General features: G+C 62.1%; 17 protein-coding genes and 1 pseudogene. 13 read left to right on the forward strand and 5 right to left on the reverse strand.

The window, feature by feature from the left end:
* Positions 1–5 precede the first annotated feature (5 nt).
* The 5 genes from araH (at position 6) to QIW53_RS24620 (ending at position 5,458) form a co-directional block, all read left to right on the forward strand.
* On the forward strand, positions 6–974 hold the full coding sequence (gene araH / locus QIW53_RS24600) for an L-arabinose ABC transporter permease AraH (protein WP_371052153.1): 969 nt from the start codon (positions 6–8) through the stop codon (positions 972–974).
* A 185-nt stretch (positions 975–1,159) separates the two neighbouring features.
* Entirely contained in the window at positions 1,160–1,873 is a 714-nt protein-coding gene (locus tag QIW53_RS24605; RefSeq protein ID WP_371052154.1) for a GntR family transcriptional regulator, read from the forward strand.
* Positions 1,870–2,868, forward strand: a complete 999-nt coding sequence (locus tag QIW53_RS24610) for an ADP-ribosylglycohydrolase family protein (protein WP_371052155.1) — start codon at positions 1,870–1,872, stop codon at positions 2,866–2,868. Before QIW53_RS24605 ends, QIW53_RS24610 begins: the two co-directional genes overlap by 4 nt.
* Positions 2,869–3,069: 201 nt before the next feature.
* Entirely contained in the window at positions 3,070–4,536 is a 1,467-nt protein-coding gene (locus tag QIW53_RS24615) for a purine-cytosine permease family protein (protein ID WP_371052156.1), read from the forward strand.
* Positions 4,529–5,458, forward strand: a complete 930-nt coding sequence (locus QIW53_RS24620) for a PfkB family carbohydrate kinase (protein ID WP_371052157.1) — start codon at positions 4,529–4,531, stop codon at positions 5,456–5,458. The genes QIW53_RS24615 and QIW53_RS24620 overlap by 8 nt, the downstream gene beginning before the upstream one ends.
* A gap of 105 nt (positions 5,459–5,563) precedes the next feature.
* Here QIW53_RS24620 and QIW53_RS24625 read toward each other — a convergent pair whose 3' ends face one another.
* The 3 genes from QIW53_RS24625 to QIW53_RS24635 all read right to left on the reverse strand — a co-directional run bounded on the left by QIW53_RS24625 (position 5,564) and on the right by QIW53_RS24635 (position 6,643).
* Positions 5,564–5,944 (reverse strand): Rho termination factor N-terminal domain-containing protein, encoded by a 381-nt coding sequence (locus tag QIW53_RS24625; RefSeq protein WP_371052158.1) that lies wholly within the window; start codon positions 5,942–5,944, stop codon positions 5,564–5,566.
* Between the two features lie 68 nt (positions 5,945–6,012).
* A complete protein-coding gene (locus tag QIW53_RS24630; protein WP_371052159.1) occupies positions 6,013–6,267 on the reverse strand; it encodes a hypothetical protein in 255 nt (84 codons plus the stop codon).
* A 40-nt stretch (positions 6,268–6,307) separates the two neighbouring features.
* Positions 6,308–6,643: a hypothetical protein gene (locus QIW53_RS24635; protein ID WP_371052160.1), complete on the reverse strand. Its 336-nt coding sequence runs from the start codon at positions 6,641–6,643 to the stop codon at positions 6,308–6,310.
* 176 nt (positions 6,644–6,819) lie between these two features.
* Between QIW53_RS24635 and QIW53_RS24640 the strand changes: the two genes are divergently transcribed.
* The 6 genes from QIW53_RS24640 to QIW53_RS24665 all read left to right on the forward strand — a co-directional run bounded on the left by QIW53_RS24640 (position 6,820) and on the right by QIW53_RS24665 (position 12,643).
* Positions 6,820–7,302, forward strand: coding sequence for a GNAT family N-acetyltransferase (locus tag QIW53_RS24640; RefSeq protein WP_371052168.1), 483 nt, complete (start codon positions 6,820–6,822; stop codon positions 7,300–7,302).
* Between the two features lie 170 nt (positions 7,303–7,472).
* Entirely contained in the window at positions 7,473–8,465 is a 993-nt protein-coding gene (locus QIW53_RS24645) for a 2-dehydro-3-deoxygalactonokinase (protein ID WP_371052161.1), read from the forward strand.
* 19 nt (positions 8,466–8,484) lie between these two features.
* The gene (locus QIW53_RS24650) at positions 8,485–9,105 is read left to right on the forward strand and encodes a 2-dehydro-3-deoxy-6-phosphogalactonate aldolase (RefSeq protein ID WP_371052162.1); all 621 of its coding nucleotides are present in this window, start codon (positions 8,485–8,487) and stop codon (positions 9,103–9,105) included.
* Positions 9,106–9,152: 47 nt separating this feature from the next.
* Positions 9,153–10,301 (forward strand): galactonate dehydratase, encoded by a 1,149-nt coding sequence (dgoD, locus tag QIW53_RS24655; RefSeq protein WP_201193095.1) that lies wholly within the window; start codon positions 9,153–9,155, stop codon positions 10,299–10,301.
* A 167-nt stretch (positions 10,302–10,468) separates the two neighbouring features.
* A complete protein-coding gene (locus tag QIW53_RS24660) occupies positions 10,469–11,779 on the forward strand; it encodes an MFS transporter (RefSeq protein WP_371052163.1) in 1,311 nt (436 codons plus the stop codon).
* A gap of 60 nt (positions 11,780–11,839) precedes the next feature.
* Positions 11,840–12,643, forward strand: a complete 804-nt coding sequence (locus QIW53_RS24665) for an IclR family transcriptional regulator (protein ID WP_371052164.1) — start codon at positions 11,840–11,842, stop codon at positions 12,641–12,643.
* A gap of 3 nt (positions 12,644–12,646) precedes the next feature.
* On the opposite strand, the gene QIW53_RS24670 is transcribed toward QIW53_RS24665, so the two are convergent.
* Complete coding sequence (locus QIW53_RS24670) at positions 12,647–13,699, reverse strand: NAD(P)-dependent alcohol dehydrogenase (protein WP_371052165.1); 1,053 nt, start codon at positions 13,697–13,699, stop codon at positions 12,647–12,649.
* 189 nt (positions 13,700–13,888) lie between these two features.
* Between QIW53_RS24670 and QIW53_RS24675 the strand changes: the two genes are divergently transcribed.
* On the forward strand, positions 13,889–14,779 hold the full coding sequence (locus tag QIW53_RS24675) for an AraC family transcriptional regulator (RefSeq protein WP_371052166.1): 891 nt from the start codon (positions 13,889–13,891) through the stop codon (positions 14,777–14,779).
* 190 nt (positions 14,780–14,969) lie between these two features.
* On the opposite strand, the gene QIW53_RS24680 is transcribed toward QIW53_RS24675, so the two are convergent.
* Complete coding sequence (locus tag QIW53_RS24680; protein WP_371052167.1) at positions 14,970–16,634, reverse strand: electron transfer flavoprotein-ubiquinone oxidoreductase; 1,665 nt, start codon at positions 16,632–16,634, stop codon at positions 14,970–14,972.
* Positions 16,635–17,180: 546 nt separating this feature from the next.
* Here QIW53_RS24680 and QIW53_RS24685 point away from each other — a divergent pair.
* Positions 17,181–17,368 (forward strand): annotated as a pseudogene (locus QIW53_RS24685) (electron transfer flavoprotein subunit beta/FixA family protein); the annotation flags it as partial.

Below are 17,368 nucleotides of genomic sequence, written 5' to 3' on the forward strand. Positions count from 1 at the left end.
CTATGATGACAACCCAAAACGAAACCCTGCCGACGGCGCGCAAACCGCTGGACCTGAGACGCTTCCTCGATGACTGGGCCATGCTGGCGGCAGCGGTCGGGATCTTCGTGCTCTGCACCTTGCTGATCGACAACTTTCTCTCGCCGCTGAACATGCGCGGCCTGGGGCTGGCGATTTCGACCACGGGCATCGCGGCGTGCACCATGTTGTACTGCCTGGCCTCGGGGCATTTCGACTTGTCGGTGGGCTCGGTGATTGCCGCTGCCGGGGTCGTGGCGGCGGTGGTGATGCGCGACACCGACAGTGTGTTTCTCGGTGTGGCGGCGGCGTTGTGCATGGGGCTGATCGTCGGGTTGATCAACGGCATCGTGATCGCCAAGCTGCGGGTCAATGCGTTGATCACCACCCTGGCGACCATGCAGATCGTGCGCGGCCTGGCTTACATTTTCGCCAATGGCAAGGCGGTGGGCGTGTCCCAGGAGTCGTTCTTCGTCTACGGCAATGGCCAGTTGTTCGGGGTGCCGGTGCCGATCCTGATCACCATTGTCTGCTTCCTGTTTTTCGGCTGGCTGCTGAACTACACCACCTACGGACGCAATACCATGGCCATCGGCGGCAACCAGGAAGCCGCACTGCTGGCCGGGGTCAACGTCGATCGGACCAAGATCATCATCTTCGCCGTGCACGGTGTGATCGGCGCGCTGGCCGGGGTGATCCTGGCCTCGCGCATGACCTCGGGCCAGCCGATGATTGGTCAGGGGTTCGAGCTGACGGTGATTTCCGCGTGTGTGCTGGGCGGGGTTTCGCTGAGCGGCGGTATCGGCATGATCCGCCATGTGATCGCCGGGGTGCTGATTCTGGCGATCATCGAGAATGCGATGAACCTCAAGAACATCGATACCTTCTACCAGTACGTGATTCGCGGTTCGATCCTGCTGCTGGCAGTGGTGATCGACCGGCTCAAGCAACGCTAGTCACCCTCAAATCCCCCTGTGGGAGCGGGCTTGCTCGCGAAAGCGGTAGATCAGCCAACCTATACGTTGACTGACAGGCCGCCCTCGCGAGCAAGCCCGCTCCCACAAGTGCTGTCCCCCCGCCTTCTGTCATCTCCCGCAAAAATCCCTTGCCCGCTGCCAATGCTTTCATGTTCAATTTGTACATGATTAGACAGGTACGATTTGACAAGAAACAACGGGTGGTCGACGAACTCATCCGGCGCATTGAAAGCGGCCTCCTGGAGGACGGCTTTCTTCTGCCGGGCGAGCATCAGTTGGCTCAGGAATTCCAGGTCAGCCGCGGCACGCTGCGTGAGGCGCTGGCCGAACTGAAAAGGCGCAAGTACATCGCGACGCAAAGCGGGGTAGGTTCCATCGTGACCTTCGACGGCGTGGTGCTCGACCAGCGCAGCGGCTGGGCGCAGGCACTGGCCGACAGCGGGGCGCTGGTCAACACCGAGGTGTTGCGGCTGGAGGCGGTCACTCGACCGGATCTGCTGTCGCGTTTCGGCACCGACCAATTCATCACCCTCGACCGCCGCCGTCGCGCCAACGACGGCACGCTGGTTTCCCTTGAACGTTCATTGATGCCCGCCACCGGAGGTCTGGAAAGCCTGCCGCGTGTCGGCCTGATCGACAATTCCCTGACCATCACCCTGGCCGCCTACGGCTACATCGGCGAACGCGGCGACCAGTGGATCGGCGCCGAGCCCTTGAGCGCCGAAGATGCCGAGCTGCTCGGACGTCCGACCGGCACGGTGTTCCTCAAGGCCCTGCGCACTACCTATGATCGGCAGAACCGTTTCATGGAACAGGTCGAAAGCCTGCTCGACCCCGTGCACTTTCGTCTGCACCTGCAATTTGGCAACCCGCAATGACCGCGCTCAATCGCGCCCTGGGCGCTTTTTACGGGCTGGCCCTGGGCGATGCCCTGGGCATGCCGACCCAATCCCTGAGCCGGGCCGAGATCCAGGCGCGCTTCGGTGACATCACCGGCCTGGAAGATGCGGGCCCGCATCAGCCGATCGCCGCCAACATGCCCAAGGGCTCGATCACCGATGATACCGAGCAGGCGATTCTGGTCGGTCAATTGTTGATCGATGGCCAAGGCACCATCGAGCCGTCGGTGCTCGCCCAGCGACTGATCGAATGGGAAGCCGTGATGCAGGCCAAGGGCTCGCAGGATCTGCTCGGCCCTTCGACCAAACGCGCCATCGAGATGATTCTCGCCGGCCATTCGCCCGAGGAAGCGGGGCGCTATGGCACCACCAATGGTGCAGCGATGCGCATCACCCCGGTCGGGATCGCCGCCGACGTCACCGATCCTCAGCACTTCATCGCCGCCGTGGTGCAGGCCTGTCAGGTCACCCACAACACCACGCTGGGCATTTCCAGCGCGGCGGCGGTCGCGGCCGTGGTCTCGGCCGGTATCAACGGCATGGACCTGGGCGAGGCGTTGAATCTTGGACAGCAGGTCGCCTTGCAAGCCGAGAAGCATGGACACTGGGTCGCGGGTGGGCGCATCGCTTCGCGGATCAGTTGGGCGCGGACCATCAGCGTCGAGCAGGACCAGGCCTTGCTGGCGGACCTGCTGTACGACGTGATCGGCACTTCGGTGGCGTCCCAGGAGTCGGTGGTCGTATCGTTCGCCCTGGCCCAGCAAGTGGCCATCGGCGAAATGAATGCCTTCGATGCAGTGTGCATGGCTGCCAGTCTTGGTGGCGACACTGATACCATCGCGGCGATTCTCGGCGCCATGCTCGGGGCCTGCCTGGGGCTTGAGAGCTGGCCTGCGGCGATGATCGAACAGGTCAAGGCCGTCAACGGGTTGGAGCTGGAGCCTTTGGTGCAAGGGCTTCTCGCCCTGCGCTGACGGGCCGACGCCTTCGCGGGCAAGCCCGCTCCTACAGGCTCAACGAAGATCCAGTGTGGGAGCGGGCTTGCTCGCGAAGGCCGCGCCGCCTATTTATTTTTCAACCGCAACGGAACGCACAACACGGCCAGGACGGCCGGCATGTTTTGTCGATTTCCGCATTGCCCACAACCACAAGAATGGCAACAGGAGCACTTTCACATGAGTTCATCATCCACCGGGCAAAGCGCCGGGCAACTGGAAACCCGGGGCATCGAGCCGGTACCGGAAGCCGAGTGCAACGGTCATCCGCTGCAACTGTTCTGGGTCTGGTTCGCTGCCAACATTTCCATCCTCGGCCTGCCGCTGGGTGCGACCTTGGTGGCGTTTCGCGGGCTGGCGATCTGGCAGGCGATCATCGTCGCAATTGTCGGCGCCGCCGGTTCCTTTGCGGTGGTCGGGATCATTTCGATTGCCGGTCGCCGGGGGCGGGCGCCGAGCCTGACACTGTCGCGGGCGATCTTCGGGGTGCGCGGCAATATCGGCCCGACCCTGGTCTCGCTGATGTCGCGCCTGGGCTGGGAAACCGTCAACACCACCACTGCGGCCTTCGTGTTGCTGTCGCTGTGCTCGATCCTGTTCGGCTCGCCGGTGGAGGCGAAAAGCGCGCCGCTGCTGACCCTGATCTTCATCGCGATTTTCGTGCTGCTGACCTTGTCGGTGTCGGGCCTTGGCCACGCGACCTTGCTGGTGATCCAGAAGTGGGCCACTTATGTCTTCGGGGCGCTGAACATCCTGGTCGGCGGTTTCCTCTGCGCCACCATCGACTGGAGCGCCGTGTTCAACGCCACGCCTGCGCCCATGAGCGCGATGATCATCGGCATCGGCACCATGGCCGCCGGCACCGGCATCGGTTGGGCCAACGCCGGGGCCGACATGTCGCGTTACCAGCACCGCAGCGTCAAGGCCGTGCGCCTGGTGGCGTCGGCGGCGTTTGGTGCGGGGATTCCGCTGGTGCTGCTGATCACCCTGGGTGGCCTGCTGTCGGTGGGCAACCATGACCTGGCGTCAGCCACCGACCCGATCGTCGCGATCCGTGACATGTTGCCGACCTGGATGGCCGTGCCGTACCTGATCACCGCCTTCGGCGGCTTGCTGCTGTCGAACAACCTGTCGGTGTATTCCGCCGGCCTGACCACCCTGACCCTGGGCCTGAAGGTCAAGCGCGTCTACGCGGTGGTGGTCGATATCGTGGCGATCTTCGCCGGTTCGATCTACTTCATGCTGATCGCCGACAGTTTCTACGGACCGTTCATCACCTTCATTTCCCTGCTGGCGGTGCCGATCACTGCTTGGGTCGGGATCTTCGTCGTCGACCTGATCCATCGTCATTACTACAGCCCCACCGACCTGTTGGACGTCAGCCCGAGCAGTGCCTACTGGTATCGCGGCGGCGTCGAGTGGCGAGCGTTCGGCGCATGGGCGGTGGCGATCGTGCTGGGTTTCAGCTTCACCACCATTGGCACCACCGAACAGACGGTGTGGTTCCGTGGGTTCCTGTCCGATTCGTGGCTGGGCCATAACGGCCTGGGCTGGATCGTGACGTTCCTGGTGGCCGGTGGACTCTATTTTGCACTCGGTGGCGCCAGGGATCGCCGCGCCGGGTTGACCGAGAATGCTCATGCCTAAGATGTTGCACACCGGCCAGGTCATCGTTGACCTGGTCATGGCCGTCGATAGATTGCCGCCACCGGGTGGTGATGTATTGGCGCAATCCGCCGGTTTCGAGGCCGGTGGCGGCTTCAATGTGATGGCTGCCGCGCAGCGTAATGGTTTGCCGGTGGTTTACCTTGGACGCCACGGCACCGGCCGTTTTGGCGACCTGGCCCGGGAAGCGATGAAGGCTGAAGGCATTCGTCTGGGCATCGTCCTGCCGGCCGAGCGGGATACCGGAATCTGCGTCGCCGTGACCGATGCGTCGGCCGAGCGCAGTTTCATTTCCTACATCGGCGCCGAAGGCGAGGTGAGTGCCGAGGAGTTGTCCGGCGTGCCGGCCGAGGCGGGCGATTATGTCTACGTCAGTGGCTATAGCCTGACGCAGGCGGGCAAGGCTCGGGCGCTGGTGGATTGGGTGCTGGAATTGCCCGTCACTGTCGCCGTGGTGTTCGACCCAGGCCCGCTGGTGGATTCGCCGGACGCGCCGTTGTTGCGGGCCTTGTTGCCGCGCATCAATGTGTGGACCAGCAACAGCGTCGAGGCGTTGAAGATCACCGGGGCGTCGGACATGGGCGAGGCCTTGAATCGGCTGACCGGGCTGGTGTCGCCCAAAACCCTGCTGGTGGTGCGCGACGGTCCTCGGGGTTGCTGGATCAGCCAGCGTGATGAGCGTCAGCACGTTCCCGGGTTCAAGGTTGAAGCGGTGGACAGCAACGGCGCCGGGGATGCCCATGCCGGCGTATTTGTCGCCGGGTTGGCGCAGGGTTTGCCCGCAGTCGATGCGGCACGACGGGCCAATGCTGCAGCGGCGCTGGCAGTGACGCGCTGGGGGCCGGCGACTTCGCCGGGGGCGGCTGAGGTGGATGCTTTGATCAGCGAGACTGTTGGCGACTAGGCAATCGTCATCTCGAGCAGGCTCGCTCCCACAGGTGTTCACTCGCACCCTGTGGGAGCGAGCCTGCTCTCGATAGGGCCCTCACAGTCAACACAACTTCCGCCTTTACCCCGCCTTGCGCAACGCCTCGATCAACTCCTGCTTGCGCATGGTCGAGCGCCCCGCGATGTTCTTCGCCAAGGCTTCCTTCCTCAAACTGTCCACCGTCTGGGTATCACGTGACGCTTTGCTGTCCCGTGAATTGCCCTTGCGACTGGCGACTGCACGCCTCGATGATTCCTTGCGATCCTCGGACTTGGCCGCCGCCGGCTTGTTGCGGCCCGAGCCGCCACTGCGTTCGCCGCCGCCCGACTGTTTATTGACCGTGGCCCAGGCGCGGGCTTCGGCTTCGTCTTTCGGCACGCCCTTGTGCTCGTAGCTGTCCTCGATGTGTTCTGCCTTGCGTTTCTGCTCGGCGGTGTATTTTTCTTTGCTTCCACGAGGCATGGGATCTTCTCCTGGTGTTTGCATCGAGGGTCACCACCGCAGGCGGCGGCGACCCGATCTGGCGGGTATCAGGCATCCAGCTTGCGCGCAGCCTCGACACCGGCAGCGCTGAGTTTGATCGGCAGATTCAACGAATGCTCGCCAGCCTCGTTGCACACCACATGACCCTGCTGGATCAGCCCGCGCTCCTGCAAGGTGGCGAGGGTGCTGGCCACGACCTTCTCCCCCCGGTAATTGTCCAGGACCTCTTTGCCCAGCCCGCTTGGGTGGGCATGCAGCAGACGGGTCAGGACTTCTTTCTCAAGGTTTTCATCGACGTTCATGGTTACCTCTTCATGGCTGTTGATTGGTCGTGAGTTCGATTTACTGGCTGGCGCCGCCTTCGGAACCGGAACCACCGGTGGTGGTTTTGGAACCGGTGCCAGGACCGGCGTTATCAGGTGTGGCGCCGGGGGCGTTCATGCCACCTTGACGGCCCGTATCATTGCCCTGGATTCGTGGGTCGGTGCCCGTGGACGGCGGCAGGTTGTGATCGACACTCGTGCCGTCGGTGTTCAACCCGGGTGCGCTCTGGATGGCGGGAGATTGCGGTTTTGTCACCGGGTCGGTTGGACCGGTGCCGGAAGCGGTGGTGTCGGCAAACGCAGCGCAGGACAACAGCGAAGCGAGGGTGAGGGCAGTCAATCGGGACATGATCATGGTGTCGTCTCCATCTATTTCAATTGAGGTCCTTACCTGATGTTGGTCCGCCCTCGATTTCGATTGGTGCCTGATGAACGACGAACGGTTACGGCCGGGCCGCGCGCAGAATGTCTGTGACGCGAACAGCGCGTCGACTTAACATGGCACTTTCAATTTTGACCAAGGCCCGTCCAATGACCATCGAGATCCGCCCGGCGACCCCGAGCGATGCCCCGCAAATCCTCGGGTTCATCACCGAACTGGCCGACTATGAGCGCGCTCGCCACGAAGTCATCGCCAGCGTTGCCGACATCGAGCGCAGCCTGTTCAGCGAAGGCGCCACGGCCCATGGTCTGATCTGCCTGCGCGACGGTGTGCCGATCGGTTTTGCGGTGTTCTTCTTCAGCTATTCAACCTGGCTGGGCAGCAATTGCCTGTACCTCGAAGACCTCTACATCACGCCGGATCAGCGCGGTGGCGGTGCGGGCAAGACCTTGTTGCGCCACCTGGCGAAAATCGCCTGCGCCAATGATTGCGGGCGTTTCGAGTGGAGCGTGCTGGAGTGGAACACGCCGGCCATCGACTTCTACAAGTCACTGGGCGCCCAGCCGCAGGAAGAGTGGGTGCGCTACCGGATGGATGGCGCCGTGTTGCGCGAGTTCGCCCAAGGCAAGTAATCGACGGCAAAGGATCGCACTGTCCGGCAGCCCGCAGGCGCTGCTGAGGAGTGCGATCTTTTTTTGTCCTTGTCCCAATATATGGGAGTGATATTTATATATTGAGATTTGTCCCCGGGCGGGTTTATAGTCCAGCTCACTCACTGCCAATAAACAGAACAGGTGAAGCGATGCTGGCGCAATTGATCGCGCTCGATTGGGGGACAACCTCATTACGTGCTTACAAACTCGCTGCAGGTGGCCAGGTGCTGGAACAGCGGTCGCTGTCCTGCGGCATCATGCAACTGCCGCACACCCCGCGAACCATTGCCGGTCAGGTGTGCTCCGACGGTTTTGAACTGGCCTTCGACGAGGCCTGCGGCGATTGGCTGGATGCGCAGCCGGGCTTGCCGGTGATTGCCTGCGGCATGGTCGGCAGTGCCCAGGGCTGGCGCGAGGCGGTTTACCGCGACACGCCCGCGAACGTCGCCAACCTCGGCACCTCCCTGCAAACCGTGCGCAGTGTTCGCGGCGTCGATGTGCACATCGTGCCCGGTGTGATCCAGCGTTCGCGCCTGCCGAATGTGATGCGCGGCGAAGAAACCCAGGTGCTCGGCGTGCTGAAGAATCTGCCGGTGGCGGCGGCCGACGACTTGCTGATCGGCCTGCCGGGCAGCCACTCGAAATGGGTGGAAGTGGCCGACGGCTGCATTGTGCAGTTCGACACCTTCATGACCGGCGAAGTCTTCGCCGTGCTCAGCGACCACAGCATTCTGGGGCGTACCCAGCAACGCGGGGCGCCTTTCGATGGCGCGGCGTTCGACCGTGGCGTGCAAGTGGCGCTGTCGACGGAGGGCGAGATCGGCCCGTTGTCGACCCTCTTCAGTGCCCGCACCCTCGGTCTGACCGGCGAACTCAGCGCCGGCGCTCAAGCCGACTACCTCTCCGGCCTGCTGATCGGCCATGAGCTGACTGCATTGGCCAAGGTGCTGCGTCGTCGGCGCGCCGGCGTGCATTTGCCATCGATCATCCTGATTGGCAACTCCCAACTCTGCTCCCGCTACAGCCGGGCCCTCGACGCCTGCGGCTTTTCTCGTGTGACGCTGGCCGAACAAGCCACCGAACGCGGCCTGTGGCAGTTGGCGCTCGCCGCCGGACTGGTCACTCAATATCCATCCCGTTAAACCTGACTGGAGGTCTGACATGCTCAAGCAAGCCCTGGCGCAAAACGGCCTGATTGCCATCCTGCGCGGCCTGCGCCCGCAGGAAGCGGCGGCGATCGGCGAAGTCCTGTATGCCGCTGGATTTCGCGTCATCGAAGTGCCGCTCAATTCCCCCGAGCCGTACGAAAGTATCCGCATCCTGCGCAGCACCCTGCCGGCCGATTGCCTGATCGGTGCCGGCACGGTGTTGACGCCGGAACAGGTCGAGCAAGTGAAAGCCGCCGGCGGGCAGGTGATCGTCATGCCGCACAGCGATGCCAAGGTGTTGCGCGCGGCGAAAGCGGCGGGGCTGTTCCTGTCGCCGGGCGTGGCCACGATGACCGAAGCGTTCGCCGCCCTGGCCGAGGGCGCTGATGTGCTGAAGATGTTCCCGGCCGAGCAAATGGGCCCGGCGGTGGTCAAGGCCTGGCTGGCGGTGCTGCCGGCCGGCACGATTCTGGCGCCGGTGGGTGGGATCACACCGGACAACATGCAGGTGTTCATCGACGCCGGCGTCAAGGGTTTTGGCCTCGGCTCCGGGCTATTCAAGCCGGGCATGACGCCTGAGCAGGTGGCGGCCAATGCCAAGGCCTACGTGGCGGCCTTGAAAGCCCTTCGCTAAGACTTTTTCGGCGCCGCGAGCGCTGCATCCAACAAGAGAGACAACAGATGAAAATTACCAAACTGACCACTTTCATCGTTCCGCCACGCTGGTGCTTTCTCAAGGTCGAAACCGACGAGGGTGTGACCGGTTGGGGCGAGCCTGTGGTCGAAGGCCGCGCCCACACCGTAGCGGCTGCCGTCGAAGAATTGTCCGACTACCTGATCGGCAAGGACCCGCGCAACATCGAAGACATCTGGACCGTGTTGTACCGTGGCGGCTTCTATCGTGGTGGCGCGATCCACATGAGCGCGCTGGCCGGCATCGACCAGGCGCTGTGGGACATCAAGGGCAAGGCGCTGGGGGTATCGGTCAGCGATCTGCTCGGTGGTCAGGTGCGGGACAAGATTCGTGTGTACTCGTGGATCGGCGGCGACCGTCCGGCGGACACCGCACGCGCGGCCAAGGAAGCGGTATCCCGTGGCTTCACCGCGGTGAAAATGAACGGCACCGAAGAACTGCAATTCCTCGACACCTTCGAAAAGGTCGACCTGGCCCTGGCCAACGTCGCCGCCGTGCGTGATGCGGTCGGCCCGAACGTCGGCATAGGCGTCGACTTCCATGGCCGGGTGCACAAACCCATGGCCAAGGTTTTGATGAAGGAGCTTGATCCGTACAAGCTGATGTTCATCGAAGAGCCGGTGCTCAGCGAAAACTACGAAGCGCTGAAGGAACTGGCACCGTTGACCAGCACGCCGATTGCCCTCGGTGAGCGGCTGTTCTCCCGTTGGGATTTCAAGCGGGTGTTGAGCGAAGGCTACGTCGACATCATCCAGCCCGACGCCTCCCATGCCGGTGGCATCACCGAAACGCGCAAGATCGCCAACATGGCCGAGGCCTACGACGTGGCGCTGGCGCTGCATTGCCCGCTGGGCCCGATTGCCCTGGCCGCGTGCCTGCAACTGGATGCGGCCTGTTACAACGCATTCATTCAGGAGCAGAGCCTGGGCATTCACTACAACGAGAGCAACGACCTGCTCGATTATGTGCGTGATCCCGGGGTGTTCGACTACGAGCAGGGCATGGTCAAGATCCCCAACGGCCCGGGCCTGGGGATCGAGATCAACGAGGAGTACGTCATCGAACGCGCTGCCGTCGGCCACCGCTGGCGCAACCCGATCTGGCGACATGCCGATGGCAGTTTTGCCGAGTGGTGAGTGGTCTCTGATCCACTCCCAATCCTTGTAGGAGCGAGCATGCTCGCGATAGCGGAATGTCAGTTGCATTGTTGTCGACTGACACACCATCGCGGGCAAGCCCGCTCCCACAGGGCCAGCGCCAATCTTCAGATCCGACCTCAATAAACATAACAAGAGGCACCCCCATGCAACCGCACACCCTCACCGGGCAGGCGTCGTTGGTGACGCCCAGCCGCAAGCGTTTTTTCATCATGGTCCTGCTGTTCATCACCGTGGTGATCAACTACCTGGACCGCAGCAACCTGTCCATCGCCGCACCGGCACTGACCAGCGACCTGGGCATCGATCCGATCCACGTCGGGCTGATCTTCTCCGCGTTCGGCTGGACCTACGCTGCCATGCAGATCCCCGGCGGCTGGCTGGTGGATCGCGTACCGCCACGCATCCTCTACACTGCGGCACTGCTGCTGTGGTCGATTGCCACGGTCATGCTCGGCTTCGCCGGCAGCTTCATCGCGTTGTTCGTCCTGCGCATGGCGGTCGGGGCCCTGGAAGCCCCGGCGTACCCGATCAACAGCCGCGTGGTCACCACCTGGTTCCCTGAGCGCGAACGGGCGACGGCCATTGGTTTCTACACCTCCGGCCAGTTCGTCGGGCTGGCGTTCCTGACACCCGTGCTGGCCTGGTTGCAGCATGAATTCGGCTGGCACATGGTGTTCGTCGTCACGGGCGCGGTCGGCATTCTCTGGGCAGCGATCTGGTATGCGGTGTATCGCGAGCCCCGGGATTTCAAGGGCGCGAACGAAGCGGAAATCGACCTGATTCGCGAGGGCGGCGGGTTGGTGGATATCGGTGCTGAGCAAGCCAGGGTCAAGGCCAAATTCAGCTGGACGGACCTCGGCATCGTGCTGAGCAAACGCAAGCTGTGGGGCATCTACCTCGGGCAGTTCTGCCTCAACTCGACGTTGTGGTTTTTCCTGACGTGGTTCCCGACCTACCTGGTGAAATATCGTGGCATGGACTTCATCAAGTCCGGCTTGCTGGCGTCGCTGCCGTTTCTCGCGGCATTCGTGGGCGTGCTGTGCTCGGGTTTTTTCTCGGACTTCCTGATCCGGCGCGGTTACACCGTGGGCTTTGCGCGCAAATTGCCGATCATTGGTGGCTTGCTGATTTCCACCTCGATCATCGGCGCCAACTTCGTCGAATCCACACCGCTGGTGATTGCCTTCCTGGCGCTGGCCTTCTTCGGTAACGGCCTGGCGTCCATCACCTGGTCACTGGTCTCGACCCTGGCACCGGCGCGCTTGCTGGGCCTGACGGGCGGCGTTTTCAACTTCATCGGCAACTTGTCGGCGATCGCCACGCCGATCGTCATCGGTTTCCTCGCCAGCGGTAATTCCTTTGCCCCGGCCATTACCTACATCTCGGTTCTGGCATTGATCGGAGCGCTTTCCTACATCTTGCTGGTCGGGAAGGTCGAGCGTATCAAGTTGTAGTCGCAGCTCCCGGGCGACCATAATGCCGCCCGTTCTCTCGCTCAACGGTAAAGGCTGGATATGCAGGAAGACGCCGCAAAAACACCCAAGGACGCCGCGCCCACCGGCACCCAGACCCTGCTTCGCGGTCTGGGTGTGGTGCAGGCCGTAGCCAGTGGCGCCCGCGATCTCAAGGAAATCGCCCGCCTGATCGGCACGACACGCAGCACGACCCATCGCCTCGCCAGTTGTCTGGTGGACGAGCGTTACCTGCGGGTGGTGCCGCAGATCGGTTACCTGCTGGGGCCCAAGTTGATCGAACTGGGTTTCCAGGCCCGTGAAGAGCTGCCGCTGGTGACGCTGGCCGGGCCTTACCTGGATGAATTGTCGGCGCTGACCGGCGACACCATTCACCTGGCGATTCGCGAGGGCGACGAGGTGCTGTACCTGCACAAGACGCCGGGGCGCAACGGCCCGGAAATGCGTTCGCGGGTCGGCCATCGCATGCCGTTGGCACGCACCGGGATCGGCAAGGCGCTGATGCTCGATGACGCACAGGAAGAATGGCAACGGCTGTATGAAGTCAGCCTGCCGGTCGGTGGGAAAAATCAGTTCTGGCCGCAACACCCGGAGCAATCCTGGGAGCAGTTCCGCCAGCGCATGGTCGAGTACGTGGCGGGCGGTTATGCCTTCGACCTGGAAGACAATGAACCGTCGATCCGCTGCGTCGCCGCACCGATCCGCGATGCGAGCAAACGCATCGTGGCCGGTATCAGCATTGCCAGCACCGTGCCGTACATGCCGCTGGAAAAGATGGCCGAGCTGATTCCCCTGATCAAAGGGGTCACCGCCCGGCTGTCGGCGGAGCTGGGGCTGAAGGTCTAGGTCTCAGACTTTCAGCGTGGCCATGTCGATGACGAAGCGGTATTTCACGTCACCGGCGATCATGCGGGCGTAAGCCTCGTTGATCTGGCGGATGTCGAGCATTTCGATGTCACAGGTGATCTTGTGTTCGGCGCAGAAATCGAGCACCTCCTGAGTCTCGGCGATGCCTCCGATCAGCGAACCGGCCAGCACGCGACGGCTCATTACCAGCTTGCCCCCGTGGACCGGCGGGTCGACCGGTTCGATCAGGCCGACCAGGATGTGCACGCCGTCGAAACGCAGCGTATCGAGGTAGGGATTGAGGTCGTGCTGAACCGGAATGGTGTCGAGCAGGAAGTCGAAATGGCCTGCGGCCGCCTTCATCTGTTCGGCATCGGTGGACACGATCACGTGGTCCGCACCCTGGCGGCGAGCTTCCTCGGCCTTGCTTGCCGAACGGGTAAACAGCGTGACTTCGGCGCCCATCGCCTTGGCGAACTTGATGCCCATGTGGCCGAGGCCGCCCATGCCCAGAATGCCGACCTTGTCGCCCGCTTTGACACCGTAATGCTTTAGGGGTGAATAGGTGGTGATGCCGGCACAGAGGATGGGGGCCGCGCTGGCCGGATCGAGTGCCTGTGGAATGCGTACCACGAAATGTTCGCTGACCACGATGCTGTCGGAATAGCCGCCCATGGTGTTGCTACCATCGACCCGGTCCGGGGTGGCATACGTCATGGTCGGGCCCTCGAGGCAGTATTGTTCGAGGTCGGCCTGGCACGCAGCGCATTGACGACAGGAGTCGACCATGCAGCCGACGCCTACCAGATCACCCACTTGATGCTGGGTGACATTCGCACCGATTGCGGTGACTTTGCCTACAATTTCATGGCCTGGCATCAACGGATAAACGGCAATGCCCCACTCATTGCGCGCCTGGTGGATGTCGGAATGGCAGACGCCGCAATACAGAATTTCGATCGCCACGTCGTCGGCCCTTGGGCTGCGGCGATTGAACTTCATCGGGGCGAGGGGCGTGGAGGCCGATTGGGCAGCGTAGCCGATGGCGGTGTACATGAGGAACCTCGTGAAGCAGTGACAGTAGAGGCGGTGCATTCTGGGCGTCGTCTTGAGCGACGGCCATGGTCATTCCTCCGGGTGTCATGCCTATTCCTCCGGCATGTACCCTGGATGGGTCGCATTGCCCGTCAGACCTGAGATGATGCATTTTTCCCTTGTTCCGCGACTTTTTTGTGAAGAGTTTCCATGTCGTTGACCCGCCATCTCGATGCCAATGCCACCCTGGTTTCATTGATCCAGCCGCTGGCTGCCACCGAAGGTTTCAGCGCTACGGCACTGCCGGGGGTGCAGGTGCTGCGCGCCAGTTGCGATGTGGCCCGTGGCCCGCAGATTTACGAACCCAGCCTGGTGATCATCGCCCAGGGCAGCAAACTGGCGTACCTGGGGCCGCGAACGATGGAGTACGGTGCCGGGCATTACCTGATCCAGGCGCTTCCGGTGCCGTTCGAGTGCGAAACGTTTTCGGCGCCTGATGGCCCCATGCTGGGTGTTTCCATCGCCATCGACCGGGTGGTGCTCGGCGAACTGGTGCTGGCCATGGGGCTGGTGGCGGGGCGCAGCATTGTCGCGCAGACGCCGGAGTCGATGACCTCGGCGGTGCTGGACGACGCCATGCGTGGCTGTGTCGAACGGCTGTTGCGCTGTCTGCACGATCCGCTGGAGTGCCGGATCCTCGGGCCGGCGCGCATGCGCGAGCTGTTGTTTGTGGCGCTGCGAGGGCCGCAGTCGGATGTGTTGCGTGCCTTGGTGGAGCAGCAGGGGCAATTCGCCCGGATCGCGGCTTCACTGAACCATTTGCACGAGCATTACACCGAGCCGCTGAATGTGGAGACGCTCGCCAGTTGCGCGAACATGAGCCCCTCGACCTTTCACGAGCATTTCAAGCGCAGCACCCTGCTATCGCCGGTGCAGTATCTCAAGCGCCTGCGTCTGCTCAAGGCGCAGACATTGCTGTTGGCAGAGGGGTTGGGCGTGGCGCAGGTGGCGCATCGGGTGGGCTATCAGAGCACTTCGCAGTTCAGTCGCGAGTACAAGCGTTACTTCGAGCGCAATCCTGGTGATGAGCGCGCGGCGTGAGGATGAAATCGTATCCCGAACTCCCGGATTCCTGTAGGAGCGAGCATGCTCGCGATGGTCGTTAACGTGACGCGAGCGGTCTGGATGTCTGTGGAGTCTCGACCTCCATCGCGAGCATGCTCGCTCCTGCACGAATTGCGGGTAACAAAAAGGCCCCCGTGTCGGGAGCCTTGATGTTCGGACGTTCGGCTTACATGTTCGGGTAAGTCGGGCCGCCGGCACCTTCCGGTGTCACCCAGGTGATGTTCTGTGCCGGGTCCTTGATGTCGCAGGTCTTGCAGTGAACGCAGTTCTGGGCGTTGATCTGGAAGCGCTTCTCACCGTCTTCCTTGGTGACCACCTCATACACGCCGGCCGGGCAGTAGCGCTGGGCCGGTTCGTCGTACAGCGGCAGGTTCTTGCCGATCGGAATGCTCGGGTCGGTGAGTTTCAGGTGGCAGGGTTGTTCTTCCTCGTGGTTGGTGCCCGAGATGAACACCGAGCTCAACTTGTCGAAGCTGAGTTTGCCGTCCGGTTTGGGATAGTCGATCTTCTTGCAATCGGCCGCGAGCTTGAGGCAGGCGTAGTCCGGCTTGTTGTCGTGCAGGGTGAACGGCAGCTTGCCGCCGAAGATGTTCTGGTCCAGCCAGTTGAAACCACCGCCGACGATGGCGCCGAACTTGTGGATGGCAGCGCCGAAGTTGCGGCTGGCGAACAGCTCTTCGTGCAGCCAGCTGTTCTTGAACGCATCGACGTAGCTGGTCAGTGGCTCGGTACCGTCCTTGTCGGCGAACAGCGCGTCAGCCACGGACTCGGCGGCGAGCATGCCCGACTTCATTGCCGTGTGGCTGCCCTTGATCTTGGCGAAGTTCAGGGTGCCGAGGTCGCAACCGATCAGCGCACCGCCCTGGAACACCATTTTTGGCAGCGAGTTCAGGCCGCCCTTGCAGATTGCGCGGGCGCCGTAGCTGATGCGCTTGCCGCCTTCCAGGTACTGCTTGAGCACCGGGTGATGCTTGAGGCGCTGGAATTCGTCGAATGGCGACAAGTAGGTGTTGCTGTAGGAAAGATCGACGATCAGGCCCACGAACACCTGGTTGTTTTCCAGGTGGTAGAGGAAGGAGCCACCGGTGTTCTCGGTGCCCATGATGTCCATCGGCCAACCGGCGGTGTGCACCACCAGGCCTGGCTGATGCTTGGCCGGGTCGATTTCCCAGATTTCCTTGAGCCCGATGCCGTAGTGCTGGGCGTCGGCATCGCTGTCCAGGTTGTAGCGCTTGATCAGTTGCTTGCCGATGTGGCCACGGCAACCTTCGGCGAACAGCGTGTATTTGCCACGCAGTTCCATGCCCGGGGTGTACAGGCCGTCTTTGGGATGGCCTTCGCGGTCGACACCCAGGTCGCCGGTGATGATCCCGCGCACCACGCCGTTTTCGTCGATCAGCGCTTCCTGAGCGGCGAAGCCCGGGTAGATTTCCACGCCCAGGTTCTCGGCCTGCTGGGCCAGCCAGCGGCACAGGTTGCCCAGGGAGATGATGTAGTTGCCTTCGTTGTGCATGGTCTTGGGCACAAAGAAGTCCGGGATCTTCTGCGCGCTGTCGGCGTTCTTCAGAACGTAGATGTCATCGCGGGTAACCGGCGTGTTCAGCGGGGCGCCGAGTTCTTTCCAGTCCGGGAACAATTCGTTCAGGGCGCGGGGTTCGAACACCGCGCCGGACAGGATGTGAGCCCCGACTTCAGAGCCTTTTTCGACCACGCAGACGCTGATTTCCTTACCGGCTTCAGCGGCCTTCTGCTTCAAACGGCAGGCAGCGGAAAGACCAGCGGGGCCGGCACCGACGATGACGACGTCGAATTCCATGTATTCGCGTTCCACAGGTTTTCTCCTACTCAAGGCTCAACGGTTTTTTTCTGATTGGAGGTTTGGTGTCGCATCCCTGAATCCCTGCGTGAGCGGGGAAGCGGACAATCGATGAGCCACCTTTCTCTCTGGGTGGCGCATTATATCTACACCACTCTCAGGGTCCAATACAAACGTTTGTTTGAAATGGCTCCAAGCCAGATAAATCAAAGTCACGCGGCTTATGAACGGCTATTTTGCCGTATTGACCGGAATAGGTGTTCCGGTCAAGATACGGTCGGTTTTGCGCTCGCCGTAGGCTGACTGGTGGTTTCAAGAGCACCTCTAAAGACAGGGCGATGGCAGTAGAAGGTGATGGGCCGTGCGGGCTAGCCGCGCAGTTTACACGCCGCGAGCAGGGATGACCGATAAGTCACCACTGACGAACGGTCATGATCGACTTGAGCGGTCATCACTTGACACAAAAGCCGGCGTTTTTAGAGGTGCCCTTGCGCCCGATGAGCATCAACCGCCAGGTACGCCTAGGCGACTTTCTTTTCACCGGAGAGTAACGAGGAATCCATGAAGGTTCTTGTAGCTGTCAAACGCGTTGTCGATTACAACGTCAAGGTCCGCGTCAAGGCGGACAATTCCGGCGTCGACCTCGCCAACGTGAAGATGTCGATGAACCCTTTCTGCGAAATCGCAGTGGAAGAAGCCGTACGCCTGAAAGAGAAAGGCGTTGCGACTGAAATCGTCGTCGTCTCCGT

It is taken from the genome of Pseudomonas fluorescens, assembly GCF_041354075.1.
Taxonomy (GTDB): Bacteria; Pseudomonadota; Gammaproteobacteria; order Pseudomonadales; family Pseudomonadaceae; genus Aquipseudomonas; species Aquipseudomonas fluorescens_CE.

What these genes read in the sequence shown, in the direction of transcription:
- araH (WP_371052153.1), top strand. Translation starts at nt 6, where the DNA reads ATGACAACCCAAAACGAAACCCTGCCGACGGCGCGCAAACCGCTGGAC.
- QIW53_RS24605 (WP_371052154.1), top strand. Translation starts at nt 1,160, where the DNA reads ATGATTAGACAGGTACGATTTGACAAGAAACAACGGGTGGTCGACGAA.
- QIW53_RS24610 (WP_371052155.1), top strand. Translation starts at nt 1,870, where the DNA reads ATGACCGCGCTCAATCGCGCCCTGGGCGCTTTTTACGGGCTGGCCCTG.
- QIW53_RS24615 (WP_371052156.1), top strand. Translation starts at nt 3,070, where the DNA reads ATGAGTTCATCATCCACCGGGCAAAGCGCCGGGCAACTGGAAACCCGG.
- QIW53_RS24620 (WP_371052157.1), top strand. Translation starts at nt 4,529, where the DNA reads ATGCCTAAGATGTTGCACACCGGCCAGGTCATCGTTGACCTGGTCATG.
- QIW53_RS24625 (WP_371052158.1), bottom strand. Translation starts at nt 5,944, where the DNA reads ATGCCTCGTGGAAGCAAAGAAAAATACACCGCCGAGCAGAAACGCAAG.
- QIW53_RS24630 (WP_371052159.1), bottom strand. Translation starts at nt 6,267, where the DNA reads ATGAACGTCGATGAAAACCTTGAGAAAGAAGTCCTGACCCGTCTGCTG.
- QIW53_RS24635 (WP_371052160.1), bottom strand. Translation starts at nt 6,643, where the DNA reads ATGATCATGTCCCGATTGACTGCCCTCACCCTCGCTTCGCTGTTGTCC.
- QIW53_RS24640 (WP_371052168.1), top strand. Translation starts at nt 6,820, where the DNA reads ATGACCATCGAGATCCGCCCGGCGACCCCGAGCGATGCCCCGCAAATC.
- QIW53_RS24645 (WP_371052161.1), top strand. Translation starts at nt 7,473, where the DNA reads ATGCTGGCGCAATTGATCGCGCTCGATTGGGGGACAACCTCATTACGT.
- QIW53_RS24650 (WP_371052162.1), top strand. Translation starts at nt 8,485, where the DNA reads ATGCTCAAGCAAGCCCTGGCGCAAAACGGCCTGATTGCCATCCTGCGC.
- dgoD (WP_201193095.1), top strand. Translation starts at nt 9,153, where the DNA reads ATGAAAATTACCAAACTGACCACTTTCATCGTTCCGCCACGCTGGTGC.
- QIW53_RS24660 (WP_371052163.1), top strand. Translation starts at nt 10,469, where the DNA reads ATGCAACCGCACACCCTCACCGGGCAGGCGTCGTTGGTGACGCCCAGC.
- QIW53_RS24665 (WP_371052164.1), top strand. Translation starts at nt 11,840, where the DNA reads ATGCAGGAAGACGCCGCAAAAACACCCAAGGACGCCGCGCCCACCGGC.
- QIW53_RS24670 (WP_371052165.1), bottom strand. Translation starts at nt 13,699, where the DNA reads ATGTACACCGCCATCGGCTACGCTGCCCAATCGGCCTCCACGCCCCTC.
- QIW53_RS24675 (WP_371052166.1), top strand. Translation starts at nt 13,889, where the DNA reads ATGTCGTTGACCCGCCATCTCGATGCCAATGCCACCCTGGTTTCATTG.